Origin of the sequence: Mesotoga sp. UBA5557, assembly GCF_002425715.1 — a bacterium.
Taxonomy (GTDB): Bacteria; Thermotogota; Thermotogae; order Petrotogales; family Kosmotogaceae; genus Mesotoga.
This window is the reverse complement of sequence record NZ_DIMV01000044.1, coordinates 1-16,674: the sequence shown is the minus strand read 5'-3', so window position 1 is coordinate 16,674 and position 16,674 is coordinate 1. Positions and strand designations below refer to the sequence as shown.

The window sequence follows — 16,674 nt, the reverse complement described above, 5'->3', positions numbered from 1 at the left end:
GTGAGGGTCGATGAAATGGCTAATATGAAAGATGTTGCCAAACATGCTGGAGTATCGGTCGCCACAGTGTCAAACGTAATATCTGGGAAGAAGTTCGTGAGTCCTGAACTAAAAAGCACTGTCCTTGAATCCATAAACGCCCTTCAGTACAGACCAAGTAAAATTGCAAGAAGTCTGAAAATTCGAAAGTCATTCCTGGTTGGACTTCTGGTTCCAGATATAACTAATCCGTACTTCGCAGAAATTGCAAGAGGCGTGGAAAGCATTGCCCTCGATCACGATTATCAGATGTTTCTTTGCAACAGCGACGGAAAGAGTTACAGAGAAGAAGAGACGTTGATTTCCTTCCTTGGCCACGGAGTTGATGGTGTGATCAATGTTGCGCCCAGAATGGAAGAGGGGCTTCTAGCAGATCTCTCAGATGGAATGCCCATGGTGATTCTTGACAGGCATCTCACAATCGAGAATCCACTAATTGACGTAATCTACACGAATAATTTCAAAGGTTCTGCTCAATTAGCCAGACACTTACTAAACAAAGGCCACAAAAGATTCGCCTGCATAGCAGGGCCAAGAGATGTGCCCAGCGCAGTAAGAAGGCTTCAGGGATTCTGCAGCGAGCTCGAGAGAGATGGAATACGCAAAGGAGATATAAGAATCTATTACGGTAGCTTCAAATATGAAGACGGATTCAAGATAATGAAGCAGAAAATATTGAAACTTAAGAACAGACCTACTGCTGTTTTTGCCGGGAATGACATGATGGCGTGGGGGGCAATCGAGGCAGCAAAACAGCATGGTTTAAAGATTCCGATAGATATCTCCATCGCGGGGTTTGACAATGTTCTTTACTCGTCACTAGTAATCCCGGCGATGACGACTGTGAATCAGCCGAAGTATGAAGCCGGAAGGGCAGCAATGAAGTTGCTTCTTGAGAAGATAATGAAGAAGCAGAGTGGTGAAGATGTCCACACGAGAAAGATAGAGCTGGATTCACAGCTTATAGTGAGGGAATCAACTGAAATATGACAAATCAATGGAGGTGAAAGAATGAAGACAAAGGGTATTCTTCACAACGATCTTGCAAGAGAAGTGGCAAGACTTGGCCACGGCGACATGTTAGTTATTACAGACAGAGGGTTTCCATTTCCAAGGCACGAAAACACAATTTGCATCGATGTATCGGTAGGAAGGGATCTCCCCAGGTTCGTAGATGTCGTTAAGGTCGTACTCGAGGAACTTGAAATCGAGAAGGTAATTATTGCTGACGAAACCAAATCGGTAAGCCCCGAAATCTATTCACAACTGAAGGAAATTGTTTCGCAAATCAAGAACAAGGGGAACGACATAGTAGAGGAGAATATCCCTCATCCAGAATTTAAGGATCTAGTTCTAAATGGCAGTCTCCAAGGCAAAGAAGTCAAAGTATTCGTGAAGACAGGAGAGTTCACTCCCTACGCGAACATCATACTCGTTTCCGGAGTAGATTTCTAGATATTTTCTCTATTCATCGATCAAGGATACTGTTTTGCAGCTGCGCCGAAAGACAGAGAGGTGGTAATCGTGAAAAGAAACAAGGAAGTTCTTGAAGAAATATTCGAAATCGATAAACCCATTATTGGAATGATACACCTGCGTCCCCTCCCAGGTTCGCCAAGATATGATTCTGCCAGGTTTGGAATGAAGGAAATACTCAAGATCGCCGTTGAAGAGGCAATAACCATGGAGGATTGCGGCGTCGACGGACTTCAAATAGAGAATATCTGGGACTTCCCTTATCTCAAGGGTGAGAAGATCGGTCATGAAACCTCAGCAGCCCTGGCAGTGGCGACTCAGAAGGTTCGGGAAGCCGTCAGAATTCCAGTGGGAGTGAACTGCCATCTCAATGGAGGGAAGGTTTCGCTTGCAGCGGCTGTTGCAGCAGGAGCCAGATGGATAAGAGTCTTCGAATGGGTGAATGCATATGTTTCTCACGCCGGTTTGACAGAAGGTATCGGGGCAGAACTCGCAAGATACAGAAAACTCCTCGGCGCAGAAGACGTCAAGTTCATGTGCGACGTCAATGTCAAGCATGGAAGCCATTTCATCATTTCAGACAGAAGTGTGGAGGAACAGGCCCACGATGCAGAGTCTGAAGGCGCAGAAGTACTAATAGTTACTGGATTTGAAACAGGACAAGCACCCGATGCTGAGAAAGTAAGGAGTTTCAGCGATACCGTTGGCGTTCCCGTAATAATCGGCAGCGGCCTAACGGAAGCTAATGCGAGTGAGTTGCTGAAATTTTCTGATGGAGCGATTGTTGGCAGTTACTTCAAGAAAGACAACAACTGGAAGAATCCTGTGGATCCCGACAGAGTGAAGAAGTTCATGAAAAGTGTCGAGTCTCTTCGAAGGGAGGCTAAAGATGGTTGATTTCGACTTCAACGGAGAGATTCTGTGCATGGGAAGTATGAATATGGATCTTGTTATGGTAATGGACAGCCTTCCAGAGCCAGGTGAGACAGTTCTTACGGACAACTTCAGTACCTATCCGGGCGGTAAAGGTGGCAATCAGGCGGTCGCGGCTGCAATGAATGGCGCCAAGGTTCAGATGTTCACTAAACTCGGCGGTGACAGATTCAGCGTAGAGTTGGTTAATTTGATGAGTGAAAAGGGAGTCGACACTTCCAGAATTCTCAGAGATCCCGAAAGAACAGCCGGAATAGCAATGATACGAGTTGATAAGAAGGGCCAGAACTCGATTTCATTCACTCCAGGCAGCAACGCATTACTCTCTCCCGCTGATGTAGAGAGGAACTCGGATCTCTTCCAATCGGGAAGAATTCTTTTGCTAACAATGGAGATAGCAGAAGAGACTATCTACAGGGCAATAGAAATCGCTCACGAGAAAGGCATGTTTACCATTGTCGATCCTGCGCCTGCCCCAAGACAGGGATTTCCCGATTCCATTGCATCTTTGGTTCATCTCATAAAACCAAACGAAACGGAGGCGAGGATACTCACCGGTATAGAAGTACGTGATAAAGAGTCGGCACGTGATGCTCTTGAGAAACTTAGGCTGCTGGGTTTCAGATTGCCGATAGTTACTCTGGGCGAAAAGGGCATCGTGGGCCTCGATGAAGACTGCTTTATAGAGCTTGATCCCTTCAAAGTTAACTGCGTTGATACTACTGCTGCTGGAGATGTTTTTTCCGGAGCGCTGGCGGCAGCCCTTTCAAAAGGTGAAAGCCTGAGACAGTCTCTAGCATGGGCAAATGCAGCTGGAGCGTTAAGTACAACAATTTCCGGTGCTCAGACTTCTATCCCTTCGTCAGAGAGCGTACGGGATTTGCTAGGAAAGCGGGTGTAAGAAGTGCCTGAAACTGTGCTGAAGCTCGAAGGAATCCATAAATCTTTTGGAGGTATACACGCACTGAAAGATGTAAGTTTCGAACTTGCCGAGGGCGAAGTTCACGCGCTTCTTGGGGAGAACGGCGCTGGAAAATCAACGTTAATCAAAATCCTTACCGGTGTCCACAAAATGGATTCCGGATCGATTCAAGTGAGAGGGAAAAGTGTGACGATCGAAGACCCTGTCGATGCTAGGCACAAAGGAATCGGCGCAATATATCAGGAGCTTAGTCTGGTGGACTCTCTTACGGTTGCTGAAAACATTTTCCTTGGCCACGAGCCAACAAAGTCTTTCTTTGGCTCCATCAAAAAGAGAGAGCTTCTGGATAAAGCGGCAAAGTATCTTTCCTCCTTTGCAATTGCTGTGGATCCGAGTGCTTTTGTGGGCGATTTGGGACTTGGCAAGAAAAGGATAATAGAAATCATCAAAGCTCTCTCTATCAATGCGAATATTCTTCTTCTGGATGAACCTACAACCGGTATGAGCAGAGCGGAAATTGACACACTCTTCAAAATCATGGATGACCTGAAGAAGAAAGAAGTAAACATGATCTACATATCTCACCACCTAGATGAGGTTTTTCGCGTTTGTGATAGGGCGACTGTATTAAGAGACGGCCAGAACGCTGGAACATTCGACATTCGTTCGGTAGATCTGAAAACGCTTGTAAAATCAATGCTGGGAAGAACGCTCAAAGAGGAGTTCCCCGTTCGAGAAGGGACTTCATCAGAAGAGATGCTCTTTGAAGTGAGAGAGTTCAGAACAGAAAAGATGTTTGCTCCAATCAACTTCTCTCTGAGAAAAGGGGAGATACTGGGAATTACTGGAATAATTGGCTCTGGAAAGAGTGAGATAGCACTTGGACTCTTCGGAGCCGACAGGTCTGTGCAGGGTAATATTTCGATCGCAGGCATGGCCGTAAGTCTGAAGTCGCCTGATGATGCAAAGAAACGCGGCATTTCCTTCATCCCTGAGGATCGAAAGGGCCAAGGTCTTTTTCTAAGGCTTAACGTAGAGCACAATATCTGTGTTGCAAATATCGATCTTGCCATTAGCAAAGGGGTAGTTTCCAACAAGAAGAAATCGCAGCTCGCAAAGGATACATGTGAAAGGTTGAGAGTACGTCCGCTAGACATAAAGATGGCAGTCCAAAATCTTTCCGGCGGTAATCAACAGAAAGTAGTTATTGGGAAGTGGCTATGCGGTGAACCCGATATCCTGATTCTAGATGAACCGACCCGCGGAATCGATATTGGCGCAAAGACTGAGATCTATTCTCTGATAAATTATCTTGCCGACCGTGGCACGGGAATTCTAATAATGTCTTCTGAGTTCAGGGAGATGAGTGCGATCTGTGATCGAATACTTGTTATAAGAAAGGGTGAAATAGTAGGAGAGTTAGTCGGTAAAGAATCGTCAACAGAGCAGTTATTGACACTGGCACTTGGAGGTTAGGGCAGATGGAAAAGAATATCGAGAAAACGGATAGATCTGCGTTTTGGGCAAAATTTCTGAAGATGCTCAAAGGAGAGTTGGGACTGATTCTAATTCTTGTGATCCTGATGGTAGTCTTCTCAGTGATATCTCCCTTCTTCTTCAATTCCAGAAATCTGCTCAATATAACCAGGCAGGTGTCGATAACCCTAATAGTCGCCATCGGAATGACCTTCGTCATCCTAACTGGAGAGATAGATCTTTCTGTAGGTTCTTCCGCGGCATTGGTAGGAGTTGCAACCGCAGCGGTTCTGACCGCTACGGGCTCAATATTTATTGCTATGATTGCGGGATTGGCTATGGGAATCGGTATAGGGCTTACAAATGGCGTTCTCACCGTCTACGGAAGAGTTCAATCCTTCATAGTAACGCTTGCAATGATGGGAATTGCGCGAGGAGTAGCGCTAGTGTGGACGGGAGGAAAACCAATATCTAGATTGCCGGTTAATTTCGGTATAATGGGCGCTGGTTATCTCGGTCCAGTGCCGGTATCAACGATTATTGCCGCCGGGGTCTTCGCTCTTGCCTTCTTTGTACTGAACAAAACCAAACATGGTATATATGTTAAATCGATCGGAGCTAACAAAGAAGCTGCCAGGTTATCAGCAATTCCTGTCAAGAAGTACAGGGTGCTTGCTTTCGCAATTTCCGGCCTCACGAGCGCCCTTGGTGGCATTCTCATAACTTCCAGATTGCTATCGGCGCAACCGAACGCTGCAGAAGGGCTTGAGATGAATGTCATCGCTGCGGTGATACTTGGCGGAGCCTCCCTTTCAGGAGGAGTGGGAACCGTGTTGGGTACACTCCTGGGAGCCATGGTAATAGGTGTTATTGATAATGGAATGAATCTAGTTGGAGTTTCATCGTTCTTCCAGCAAATCGTTAAAGGAGTCATAATACTCGTTGCCGTACTGGCAAAACGTAGTGATTAAGATTACCTATCAAAAAGGAGGGGTAACATGAAACGAATGCTTTTGGTAGTTTTGATGGTTGGATTGCTGGCACTAACTGGCCTTGCGGCCAAGACCATTGGATTCTCAGTTTCCACGCTGGCGAATCCCTTTTTCGTAACCATGAAAGAGGGTGGAGAGGCAAAGGCAAGTGAACTTGGGTTGAAACTGATCGTTCTAGACGCACAGGACAAACCGGAAACTCAATTTGCTCAGATTCAAGATCTAATAACGAGAAGGGTTGATGTACTTATCATCAATCCAGTTGATTCAGATGCAATAGTCTCGGCAGTTCTTGAAGCAAATGCAGCCGGAATCCCGGTAATTACAGTTACAAGACCTTCGAATGGAGGAGTTGTGGCGCAGCATCTTGATATTGATAATAAAGAAGCCGGAATGCTGGCCGCAGTCGCCATGGCAGAGGCTCTTGACGGAAAAGGCAGAGTTGCGATTCTTGAGGGAATTCCCGGTGCGCCCTCGTCAGTAGACAGGCAAGCCGGTTTCATGGACGAGATGAAGAAGTACCCCGGTATTGAAGTCGTCGCATCACTGACAGCAAATTACTCAAGGGAAGAAGGCGCTAGAGTCGCTGACGACATTCTACAGGGGAACCCTGTTCTGGATGGAATTTACGCCCACAATGACGAAATGGCTCTGGGTGCTGTAAGATCGGCGATTGCCGCAGGAAGGCTGAATGAAATCAAGATCGTCGGAATCGATGCGACTGACGATGCAATTGCTGCAATTAAGGCTGGAGAAATGATTGCAACAGTTCAGCAGCAGCCCTACCTGCAGATGGAAATGGCAGTGATTGCGGCTCAGAGAATCATCAACGGTGCAAGCGTCGAACCAAAGGTTATCATTCCACTGAAACTAATAACTATTGACGTTCTTGAGTAAGCTGCAATTTCCTTGGAGAGCGGCGAGATGCCGCTCTCTTTTTTTATTCTTCGGTGACTCTTCATCTATCACGAATGATAAGTAATATATCAAAGCAAAGCCAACTGATTATTCGCTTCTTTTGATCTTGTGCAGTTAGCTTCAGATTCTGTACCAAGTGTGATAAGAGACCCTTCATGAGATCTAGCGAAATCGGCTTGATTCTGGACCTTTCCTTTAATCTCAACTTAACATGACCGTTCAGTCATGTTAGCGAAAGGTGTGTCTGGTAATGTATAATATGACTGATCGGTCATATGACTATCTGGTCATTAGGAGGTGAGTAGATGCCTACAGAGACATTTTTCAATTTGCCTGACGAAAAGAAGGAAAGAATAATCGAAGCAGCCGTAGATGAATTTGCCGAGAATGGTTTTGAAAACGCCAAGGTAAATGAAATAGTAAGAAAATCCTCTATTCCTAAAGGTAGTTTTTATCAGTACTTCAGAGACAAGAGTGATATCTTCAAGTATATACTGGACATTGTTTTCGAAAAGAAGATGCAGATGATGACCGGTATAAGAGACTCTCTTGAGAGATCAAGCATTTTCGAAATTCTGAGAATTATGGTTGGAGCCGCAATCAAGATGGCCGAAGATGATCCCCGGCTTTCAAAAATCAGCGATGATTTGGTCGCAAACAAATCATTGATGAACAAAATCCTGGGAGAGTACTCTCCCTCAAGCAACGACCTGATCAGTTCTTTGATTAAACGGGGAAAAGATACCGGTGAGATCGCTGAGTGGGTCGATCCAGAAATGGCTGCGAAGCTCATCACTGCCTTTATGCTCTCGCTGAGCGAAATGGTCAGATCCGACAGTGAAGGAATGCTTTCAGAACGAGCAAGAGATAAGTATCTTTCACTTATCAAGCTGCTCGAATACGGCATGAAAAGGAGAGAAGACTATGATTGAAGTCAATAACCTATATTATTCGTACAGTAGAAATACGGAATATGCGGTAAAGGGCATTTCATTTGAAGTAAAAGAAGGTGAAGTTTTCGGCTTCTTGGGTCCTAACGGGGCAGGAAAGTCGACAACCCAAAAGATATTGACCGGCCTGCTACCCCTCCAGAAGGGCTCTGCAAGGGTTATGGATGTAGATGTTTCAAAAACCACCTCAGAATTCTATAACAGGATCGGCGTATCTTTCGAAAATCCAAATCTTTATCTCAAGCTAACGGGTCTCGAAAACCTTGAATACTTTGCTAGCCTTTATGATGTACCCACAGCAGATCCAATGAATTTACTGGAAATGGTCGGTCTCAAAGAAGCTGCTAAAAAGAAGGCAGGGGAGTACTCGAAGGGAATGCAGCAAAGACTTGTCTTTGCCCGTTCTCTCATTAACAATCCGAAGATCTGGTTCCTTGACGAGCCCGTATCGGGGCTCGATCCCTCGACTTCCTCATCAATAAGAAAGGTTATCAAAGAAAAAAACACGGAAGGCACCACGATATTCCTAACGACTCATAACATGCATGTAGCAGATGAACTGTGTGATAGAGTGGCATTTATAGTTTCTGGAGAGATCTCCCTCATCGACTCTCCAAGGAACCTGAAACTGAAGTACGGGAAACGTCTGGTAGAAGTCGAGTACAAAGCGAATGGTTCACTAAGAAAGGAAAAGATCTCGCTGACCCATCCGGCTGACAGAGAAAGACTAAATTCTCTGCTCAACTCTGAAGTAATCGAGACGATTCACTCTAAGGAGGCCACTCTCGAAGAGATATTTATAAAAGCAACGGGAGAGGAGTTGAGATAATGAGACTCTTCACTAACACGCTGAAAGAGATCAAACTCGGCTGGCGAAGCCACTTCTTTCTGCTTACAGTAGGGTTGGCAGTCGCCTACTTTCTGTTAATGACTTTCTTGATTCCAGAAGATCTCTCAACTGACACACAACTAGTCCTAATGGTAGAACAGGAAGAGTTGGCTACTACTATGGGGCTCATCGAAGAAGACACTGAGATTTCGCTTTCATTCGCAAAAGATCGGGAAGAACTTGACAAAATGATGAACAGAAATTTCAATAGCATCGGTATTGTTATAGGAGGGGACCGGTCTTATCCATCAGTAGAGCTCGTGTTCCAGGGTCACGAAACCGCTGAGACAAGAGAATTCTTGAAACTCCTTGTATCGAGTTATCTTGCCGGGTCATTCAACTCAATTTCCGACAGCAACGTTGAATACCTACAGGAGATACAGGAGACAAGAGCAGAGATTCCTTTGAACAAATCCTTTCTTCCGGTATTCCTCATGTTTGAAGCAGTAATGATGGGTATGATAATGGTATTCGCAATGATATTTAGTGAGAAATCACAGAGCACTCTGCATGCGTACTCAGTTACTCCGGGAAAAATCTGGGAATATCTGGGGGCAAAGGTAATTCTTCTGGTAATCTTGGGAGTGATCTTCACACTGATACTCACCCCTCTAACGGTAGGCCTAAAAGCGAGTTTCCTTCCGCTCATTGTAGTTGTTGCCGTCGGAAGTTTTCTTTCATCATCCGTCTCACTAATTGCGGCCAGTTTCTACAAGAATCTTTCACAATCGATGGCAGCAATGCTCGCACTCACAGTTGTTTTCTCTCTGCCAATGCTTTCATATTTTCTGGATGGGTTTTCTCCCTGGTACTTGAGAGTCCTCCCAACCTATCCAATTCTCTTCTCCTTGAAGGCCGCTGTATTCCCCGAGCTAGGTTATGTTGAGACGTCCGCCGTTGTCCTGGTGACAATTGAAGCAGTTGCTGCCTTTTTGATAGCAGTAACCACCTACAAACTCCGACTGAGAAAAGGTTAGGAGGTAGAGAGATGAGCATTAAGAGAATATTTAATATCTTCAGAATCGATGTTGTAAATGGTAGCCGGGATAAGATGGTAATATACATACTACTTGCTCCAATCATTTTTTCATTCTTCTTCAGAGTAATTACGCCCGGGTTTCAAAACCTTTCTCTGAATTTCGTTACTATCAGCGAACAGGAAGAGACTGCGGAGACCTTAAAGAAGTTCGGCGATATTGAATTCGCTATATCTGAAGCTGAATTGAAAGAAAGAGTCGGAGGCACGAGCGATGTTGTCGGCCTATATTATGACGGAGAATCATATAACCTCGTTTTTCAAGGAAATGAATCGAAAGAAATCGAAGAAGCTGCGAAACTAATTCTGTCTGGAATTCAATTCGATGTATGGAGATCGCTCGAAGTGGAGGAGAGCGATAGAGGAAGACTCGTTCCTCCGATCACTGTATTTGGTTTCAGCTTTGTAGTCATTATTTCTTTTGTTCTTGGCGGTATGATTATAGGATTCAACATAATAGAAGAGAAAGAGTCCGGAGCCATGAGGGCTCTCATGGTAACTCCTATCACAAAGAATGAACTCATTTTCGGCAGAAGCATTCTGGGTGTGCTGATCCCTCTTGTCCATGCACTGCTTGCCGTTCTGATTTTCGACATACCCGGCATTGATCTTCTTAAGTTGATTATCGTAACCATTACTAGTTCAATAATTGGAGTCGTAGTTGGTTTCCTTATCGGCGTTATGTCCTCATCACAGATGAGCGGGATTGCAAACATGAAGATCAGCGGTTGGCTGCTTTTAATGCCCGTAATTCTTGCTTTCATCCTTCCAGAAGGAGCACAGATCATATTCTACTGGTCACCGACCTATTGGTCATTCGTTTCGTTGAGAGATATTCTGAATCAGAGTTCAAACTGGGCCAGCTTCGCCCTCCAGATCCTTTGGATCTGCGCGACAACTGCCGTAATATTCATTCTAATGAAGAGCAGAATCAAAAAAGGACTTCAAACTTACCTCAATTAGGGCGGGGTTCGCATCCCGCTCGTTTTTCATTTTTCACTTAAATATTTTTATGGGGCAAAAAATTAAAGGCATCTATCGATTATTGTTACGACACTCTTCTAAGCGCTCCAGGAACGATCTGGGATGATTATCCTCCGTATAGTGAAAACAGTGGAATCCAATGCTGTTTCTCACAAAATTCTTCCGTTTTCCTCCCGCTACTTTGCCAAATTATCATGCAAGAATTGAGTTCCATTTTAGCTATAATTTTAGAGAATAGGGGAAATTCGCCCTTTTCTTCGTACTACATCTGTGAGATTCAATATAGACGAGAGGTGAGTAATATGATTGAAGGCAAAGAAGTCTCCTCCGCGGGTCAGTTAAGATATGGCATGGTAGGCGGTGGCGAGGGATCTTTCATTGGCGACGTTCACAGAAAGGCAATAGCGATGGACGGTCTTGCAAAGCTTGTTGCTGGCTGTTTCTCGATCTATTACGACGACACAGTTAGAACCGCGAAGAAACTCTGTGTTTCTGACGATAGAGTCTACAAAGATTTCAAGGAAATGGCCTCCAAAGAGTCTGCTAGAGAAGATGGAATAGACTTTGTGAGTATCTGCACCCCAAATGCTACTCACTTCCCAATCGCAAAGGAATTTCTCGAAGCAGATATTAACGTTGTTTGTGAGAAACCTCTTACTGTCGATGAATCAGAAGCAAAAGAGCTGGCGGCTCTTGCGAAAGAGAAGAATCTTCTCTTTGCGGTCACCTACGCTTATTCCGGTTATGCAATGGTCAAACATGCCAGAGAAATGGTACGTAGGGGCGATATTGGAGAAGTCCGAGTTGTCATGGGCGAATATGCTCAGGACTGGCTGGCAACAAGGTTGGAAGATACTGGTAATATGCAGGCTTCCTGGAGAACAGATCCTTCTCAGACGGGAAAGTCGAACTGTGTCGGTGATATTGGCAGTCACATTGAAAACACTGTTTCTTATATTACGGGGTTGAAGCTAAAGTCCATCTGTGCCAGTCTTGACTCATTCGTTCCCGGAAGAACTTTGGATGACAACGCAGAGATTCTCGTCAGGTTCGACAATGGGGCTAGAGGAGTCTTCTGGGCATCACAGGTTGCAGTAGGACATGACAACGGCCTGAAGATAAGGATATTCGGAAGCAAAGGTTCAATCGAATGGGAACAGGAGAATCCAAACTACCTGAAGGTAGCATATGTAGGAGGGCCGGTTCAGATACTCTCTAGAGGCGGAGGTTACATGCTCCCGTCTGCGGCAAACATCTCCAGAATACCTGCGGGACATCCAGAAGGTTACTACGAAGCTTTTGCGAACATATACAGGAATTTCGCAACGACTCTTATAAAAAAGAAAAATGGGGAAGATCTGTCTGACGCCGACTTCCCCACAGTAGAGGACGGTCTGGCAGGAGTTAGATTCATTGGAAAAGCAGTCGAGAGCTCCCAGAAGGGAAGCGTCTGGGTAGATCTGTAGTCAGGAGGTTTTGACATGGGAAAAAGACCAGTTACATTATTTACAGGCCAGTGGGCCGATCTCACTTTCGAAGAAATCTGTGAAAAGGCCAGTTCATGGGGATATGATGGTTTGGAGATAGCATGTTGGGGCGATCATATGAATCTCGAAATGGCTGCGAAGGATCCAAAGTACGTCGATGAAAGAAGGCGAATCCTCGAAAAACACAATCTGAAGTGCTGGGCCATCGGAGCACACCTAATGGGGCAATGTGTAGGTGATCTGTACGATGTCAGACTTGACGGCTTCGCACCGGCAAGCTGTGGAGGAAGTCCCGAAAAGATTCGAGCATGGGGCATCGAGCAAATGATGTACGCACCAACGGCCGCGAAGAACATGGGCTGTTACACAGTGACCGGCTTTACGGGTTCTCCAGTATGGAAGTTCTGGTATTCATTCCCCCAGACAACGGAGAAAATGGTGGAAGATGCTTATCAAGAGATAGTTGATCTCTGGACGCCGATTTTCGATAAGTTTGACGCCGAAGGAATTACCTTCGCTCTCGAAGTTCATCCCACTGAGATTGCATTCGATTATTACACTGCCAAGAGGTTGTTGGAAGTATTCAATTACAGAAAAACGCTCGGGTTCAATTTCGATCCAAGCCACCTTATCTGGCAGGGAGTCAAACCCCACCTTTTCGTAAGGGACTTCGCTGAAAGGATCTATCATGTACACATGAAGGACGCCGCAGTGACCCTCGACGGCAAAGCCGGAATTTTAGGATCAATGATGACCTTCGGTGACACTAGACGCGGATGGAACTTCAGGTCGCTCGGTCACGGTGACGTTGATTTTGAAGAGATAATTAGAGAACTGAATAACATAGGTTATAGCGGCCCCTTATCAGTAGAATGGGAAGACAGTGGAATGGAAAGAGAGTTCGGAGCGAAAGAAGCAGCCGATTTTGTGAGAAAAGTTGACTTTGAGCCTTCAAACGTCGCTTTTGACGATGCAATGAGAAGTTGAGGAGTGACCTAATGGGTGATGCCCTAATAAAGACCCAAGGAATTTCAAAGGAATTCTCAGGGGTTAGAGTTCTCGACAATATAGACATCGAGATAAACAGGGGAGAAATCTTCGGGATAATCGGAGAAAATGGCGCCGGTAAGTCTACGCTTGTCAAGATTCTCAGTGGAATCTACACACCCACAGAGGGAAAGGTCTTCTTTGAGGGTAATGAAGTAGATATCAAGGACCCCTTGCATGCAAAAGCGATAGGCATCTCCATGATTCCACAGGAATTCAATCTGATCAACGAACTCAACGTCTATGAAAACATCTTTCTAGGTAGCGAAATTACTCGTAAGGGCTTTCTTAACAAGAGAGAGATGAAGAAAAGGACTGTCACGCTTCTGGAGGAGCTCAAGAAATCAATACATCCCGAGGAAAAGATTGAAAGGCTAAGCGTAGCCCAAAAGCAGATGGTTGAAATAGCAAAGGCAATTGCTTTTAATTCTAAGCTATTGATAATGGATGAACCGACAACAGTCTTAACTCTAAATGAGATTGAGACCCTCTTTGACCTAATGAGAAATCTCAAAGAAAGCGGTGTCACGATCATCTACATATCTCATAAACTTAAGGAAGTCAAAGAGATCTGCGATAGGGTTATGGTTCTGAGAGATGGAAAGACGATTAGCATCAGTCAAACTGACGAGGCAGATGAAGAAGAAATGGCAAGGAGGATGGTTGGTCGTGAACTGAGCCAGGTCTTTCCCAAGAAGGTTTCACCCTCTGAAGAGATTGTCTTTGAAGTTGAGGGTCTATCTTTGCATGGCCTTCTGGAAGACATTTCCTTCGGCCTTCGCAAAGGTGAGATTCTCGGCTTTGCTGGTCTGGTGGGCGCCGGAAGGACTGAGCTTGCCGAGACGATCATTGGTATCAGAAAGAAAGACTCCGGCAAGATCAGCATCAACGGAAAATCAGTCGAGATTAGGTCTCCTATCGATGCCGTGAAGAACAAAATAGCTTACTTGTCTGAAGACCGCCAGGGAAGCGGAGTTCTCACTTCGTTCGACATGATAAAGAACACCACTCTCATTTCACTGCCTTCCTACTCTAAGATACTTATTAACAACAAGTTGGAGAAGGAAAAGACAAAGAAGTACGTTGACAAGTTCAACATCAGGGCAGCATCTCTGAAGACGAGGCTGGAGTTCTTCAGCGGTGGTAATCAGCAGAAAGTGTCTCTCGCCAAATCCCTCGATCCGGAGCCCGAAATATTCATCTTTGATGAACCCACAAGAGGAATTGACGTTAACGCGAAGAGAGAAATATACAGATTCATAAACGAGCTAGTTAGGGAAGGTGTATCCTGTATTCTGATCTCCTCTGAACTTGAAGAAATCATGGGCATGTGTAATCGCGTGATCGTTATGAGAGAAGGGAGGATTATGGGAATCCTTGAAGGAGAACATATCAACGAAGAGGAGATAATGCTTCACGCCACTGGACTCAAGGGGGTTGCTTAGATGGCAAGAGAGAATGTCCGTAGACGATTCGAATACGAGAAGTTTGGTCCGTTAATAGCTCTTGCGATTCTGTTCGTGATATCCGCTTTCGCCAGCCCGTATTTTCTTCAGACTCAGAATCTTCTAAATATTTTGAGGCAGGTTTCTTATACTGGAATCATAGCGCTAGGTATGACCTTCGTTATAATTTCGGGAGGAATCGATCTTTCGGTCGGCTCGATGGTTGCACTGGTCGGTGGAATTGTTATCCTTGCACTGAACTGGCTTCTGGGAGTTTTTGGTGCAGGCGGGGAAGCATGGGCCATATTCTTTGCCCTTCTCATCGGGCTGCTTTTCGGTGCAGGACTTGGAGCTCTTAACGGATTGATGGTCACCCTTGGCAAGATAGCACCTTTCATTGCTACTCTAGGTACCATGGCCATATTCAGATCGATGGCGTTGTATATAGGAAGTGCCGGTGTATTCAGATCGCAGAGTAGGCTCTTCCCGGATCTTGGAATGGGGAGAATTCTAGGAATTCCGAACCCCGTTATCGTTTTCATAAGTCTTGCGGTAGTCTTTGCCATAATACTCAATAAGACACGTTATGGTAGGTACCTTTGTGCTGTAGGCTCCAATCCGAAAGTCGCAAAGTATTCTGCAATAAAGGTAAATCTAACGAGATTTATGTCATACGTAGCAGTCGGAATAACCGTAGGATTCTCCGCTGTCTTTCTCTCGGCCAGATTGAATTCTATGAGTTCCACTAACGGCGGTCTCAATTATGAACTTGATGCCATTGCAGCAGTCATAATCGGTGGAACACCTATGACAGGTGGTTCGGGTTCGATTTTTGGAACCGTAATCGGAGCGATCACTCTTGGAATAATAAACAACATGCTGAACATGCTAGGAGTCTCACCGTATCTGCAAGGAACGGTCAAGGGAGTAGTAATAATTGGCGCGGTCTTGATACAGAGAAAGAGAGCTCAATAACCCCGTTGGGGCCAAAGGAAATAGGAGGTGTTTTTTGTGAAAAAGGCATTAGTTCTCATGATCCTTGTAGTGTTTGTACTCTCGGCTTTTGCAATGGCCGCCGAGAAGATTAAGATTGGTGTCGCCATCCCGAGTGCAGATCACGGCTGGACAGGTGGAATAGTGTGGTGGGCACAGAGGGCAATAAAGGACTGGAACGAAAAGGATCCCGATGTTGAGTTCTTCCTGGTCACTGCCGATTCACCCGCGAAACAGGTTGGAGATGTTGAAGACCTCATGGTAAAGGGCATCGATGCTCTTGTAATTCTTGCTCATGACTCCGAACCACTCACGCCGATAGTTGAGAAAGCGTACAACAGCGGGGTATTTATTGTCTCCGTCGACAGAGGTCTCACCAAGCCTGTCGAAAACGTGTACGTTGCCGGCGATAACCCGGGACTTGGAAGGGTCTCCGCCGAGTGGATGGCAGAAGCTCTTGATTACAAAGGCGATATAGTGGTTCTAGAAGGCATTCCATGTGTAATAAACAGCGAAAGAGTCGATGCATTTAATGAAGTAATGGCTAAGTATCCAGACATAAGAATTCTCGATTCCCAGCCCGCTTACTGGGATACAGCCCGCGGACTGGAAATCATGGAAAACTATCTCCAGAAATACCCAAAGATCGACGCCGTTTGGGCACAGGATGACGACGTTCTCGTTGGAGTTCTTCAAGCCTACAGGGAGTCAGGAAGAAATGATATCAAGCTCTTCCTCGGTGGCGCTGGATCAAAGGAAATGATAAAGAAGATCATCGACAATGACCCTCTCGTGAAAGCAGATGTCACATATCCGCCGTCAATGATCGCTACCGGTATTTCGATGGCTGTATTCGCAATGAGGGGCCATCCACTGGAAGGATTCTACCAGCAGCAGATTCCTTCTAAGATAATTCTCGCCGCAGAGCTTATTACAGCTGAAAACGCCGAACTCTACTACGAACCTGATTCGATATTCTAGATTTTTTGGGTCAGCAAGATATTCCCGGAGATCTTTGATCTCCGGGTTTTTTGTTGGTAAAGACAAAAGGCATTGTCAAATCCCTTTTCTTGAGTTTATCACTTAA

At 45.3% G+C, this 16,674-nt stretch carries 16 protein-coding genes; all 16 read left to right on the top strand.

Going from position 1 to position 16,674, the window contains the following annotated elements; genetic code table 11:
• Positions 1 to 15: 15 nt before the first annotated feature.
• The 16 genes from B3157_RS05545 (at position 16) to B3157_RS05470 (ending at position 16,568) form a co-directional block, all read left to right on the top strand.
• Positions 16 to 1,029: a LacI family DNA-binding transcriptional regulator gene (locus tag B3157_RS05545; protein WP_292589458.1), complete on the top strand. Its 1,014-nt coding sequence runs from the start codon at positions 16 to 18 to the stop codon at positions 1,027 to 1,029.
• Between the two features lie 21 nt (positions 1,030 to 1,050).
• A complete protein-coding gene (gene rbsD, locus B3157_RS05540; protein WP_099829912.1) occupies positions 1,051 to 1,494 on the top strand; it encodes a D-ribose pyranase in 444 nt (147 codons plus the stop codon).
• A 69-nt stretch (positions 1,495 to 1,563) separates the two neighbouring features.
• On the top strand, positions 1,564 to 2,412 hold the full coding sequence (locus B3157_RS05535) for a BtpA/SgcQ family protein (protein WP_214061081.1): 849 nt from the start codon (positions 1,564 to 1,566) through the stop codon (positions 2,410 to 2,412).
• On the top strand, positions 2,405 to 3,349 hold the full coding sequence (gene rbsK, locus B3157_RS05530; protein ID WP_214061080.1) for a ribokinase: 945 nt from the start codon (positions 2,405 to 2,407) through the stop codon (positions 3,347 to 3,349). Before B3157_RS05535 ends, rbsK begins: the two co-directional genes overlap by 8 nt.
• Positions 3,350 to 3,352: 3 nt before the next feature.
• Complete coding sequence (locus B3157_RS05525) at positions 3,353 to 4,846, top strand: sugar ABC transporter ATP-binding protein (protein ID WP_292589454.1); 1,494 nt, start codon at positions 3,353 to 3,355, stop codon at positions 4,844 to 4,846.
• Between the two features lie 5 nt (positions 4,847 to 4,851).
• Positions 4,852 to 5,817 (top strand): ABC transporter permease, encoded by a 966-nt coding sequence (locus B3157_RS05520; RefSeq protein WP_214059967.1) that lies wholly within the window; start codon positions 4,852 to 4,854, stop codon positions 5,815 to 5,817.
• 27 nt (positions 5,818 to 5,844) lie between these two features.
• Positions 5,845 to 6,735 carry a substrate-binding domain-containing protein gene (locus B3157_RS05515; RefSeq protein ID WP_214059966.1) on the top strand — a complete coding sequence of 297 codons (891 nt, stop codon included), beginning with the start codon at positions 5,845 to 5,847 and terminating at the stop codon, positions 6,733 to 6,735.
• A 326-nt stretch (positions 6,736 to 7,061) separates the two neighbouring features.
• Complete coding sequence (locus B3157_RS05510) at positions 7,062 to 7,688, top strand: TetR/AcrR family transcriptional regulator (protein WP_214059965.1); 627 nt, start codon at positions 7,062 to 7,064, stop codon at positions 7,686 to 7,688.
• Entirely contained in the window at positions 7,681 to 8,535 is an 855-nt protein-coding gene (locus tag B3157_RS05505; RefSeq protein ID WP_214059964.1) for an ABC transporter ATP-binding protein, read from the top strand. The genes B3157_RS05510 and B3157_RS05505 overlap by 8 nt, the downstream gene beginning before the upstream one ends.
• On the top strand, positions 8,535 to 9,572 hold the full coding sequence (locus B3157_RS05500) for an ABC transporter permease (protein WP_214059963.1): 1,038 nt from the start codon (positions 8,535 to 8,537) through the stop codon (positions 9,570 to 9,572). The genes B3157_RS05505 and B3157_RS05500 overlap by 1 nt, the downstream gene beginning before the upstream one ends.
• 11 nt (positions 9,573 to 9,583) lie before the next feature.
• Positions 9,584 to 10,594 (top strand): ABC transporter permease, encoded by a 1,011-nt coding sequence (locus B3157_RS05495; RefSeq protein ID WP_214059962.1) that lies wholly within the window; start codon positions 9,584 to 9,586, stop codon positions 10,592 to 10,594.
• A 323-nt stretch (positions 10,595 to 10,917) separates the two neighbouring features.
• Positions 10,918 to 12,081: a Gfo/Idh/MocA family protein gene (locus B3157_RS05490; RefSeq protein ID WP_214060831.1), complete on the top strand. Its 1,164-nt coding sequence runs from the start codon at positions 10,918 to 10,920 to the stop codon at positions 12,079 to 12,081.
• Positions 12,082 to 12,096: 15 nt separating this feature from the next.
• A complete protein-coding gene (locus B3157_RS05485; protein WP_103134710.1) occupies positions 12,097 to 13,089 on the top strand; it encodes a sugar phosphate isomerase/epimerase family protein in 993 nt (330 codons plus the stop codon).
• Between the two features lie 11 nt (positions 13,090 to 13,100).
• Complete coding sequence (locus tag B3157_RS05480) at positions 13,101 to 14,594, top strand: sugar ABC transporter ATP-binding protein (RefSeq protein ID WP_214060830.1); 1,494 nt, start codon at positions 13,101 to 13,103, stop codon at positions 14,592 to 14,594.
• Positions 14,595 to 15,569, top strand: coding sequence for an ABC transporter permease (locus B3157_RS05475; protein WP_214078519.1), 975 nt, complete (start codon positions 14,595 to 14,597; stop codon positions 15,567 to 15,569).
• Positions 15,570 to 15,605: 36 nt separating this feature from the next.
• Positions 15,606 to 16,568 carry an ABC transporter substrate-binding protein gene (locus tag B3157_RS05470; protein ID WP_099829892.1) on the top strand — a complete coding sequence of 321 codons (963 nt, stop codon included), beginning with the start codon at positions 15,606 to 15,608 and terminating at the stop codon, positions 16,566 to 16,568.
• Positions 16,569 to 16,674 lie beyond the last annotated feature (106 nt).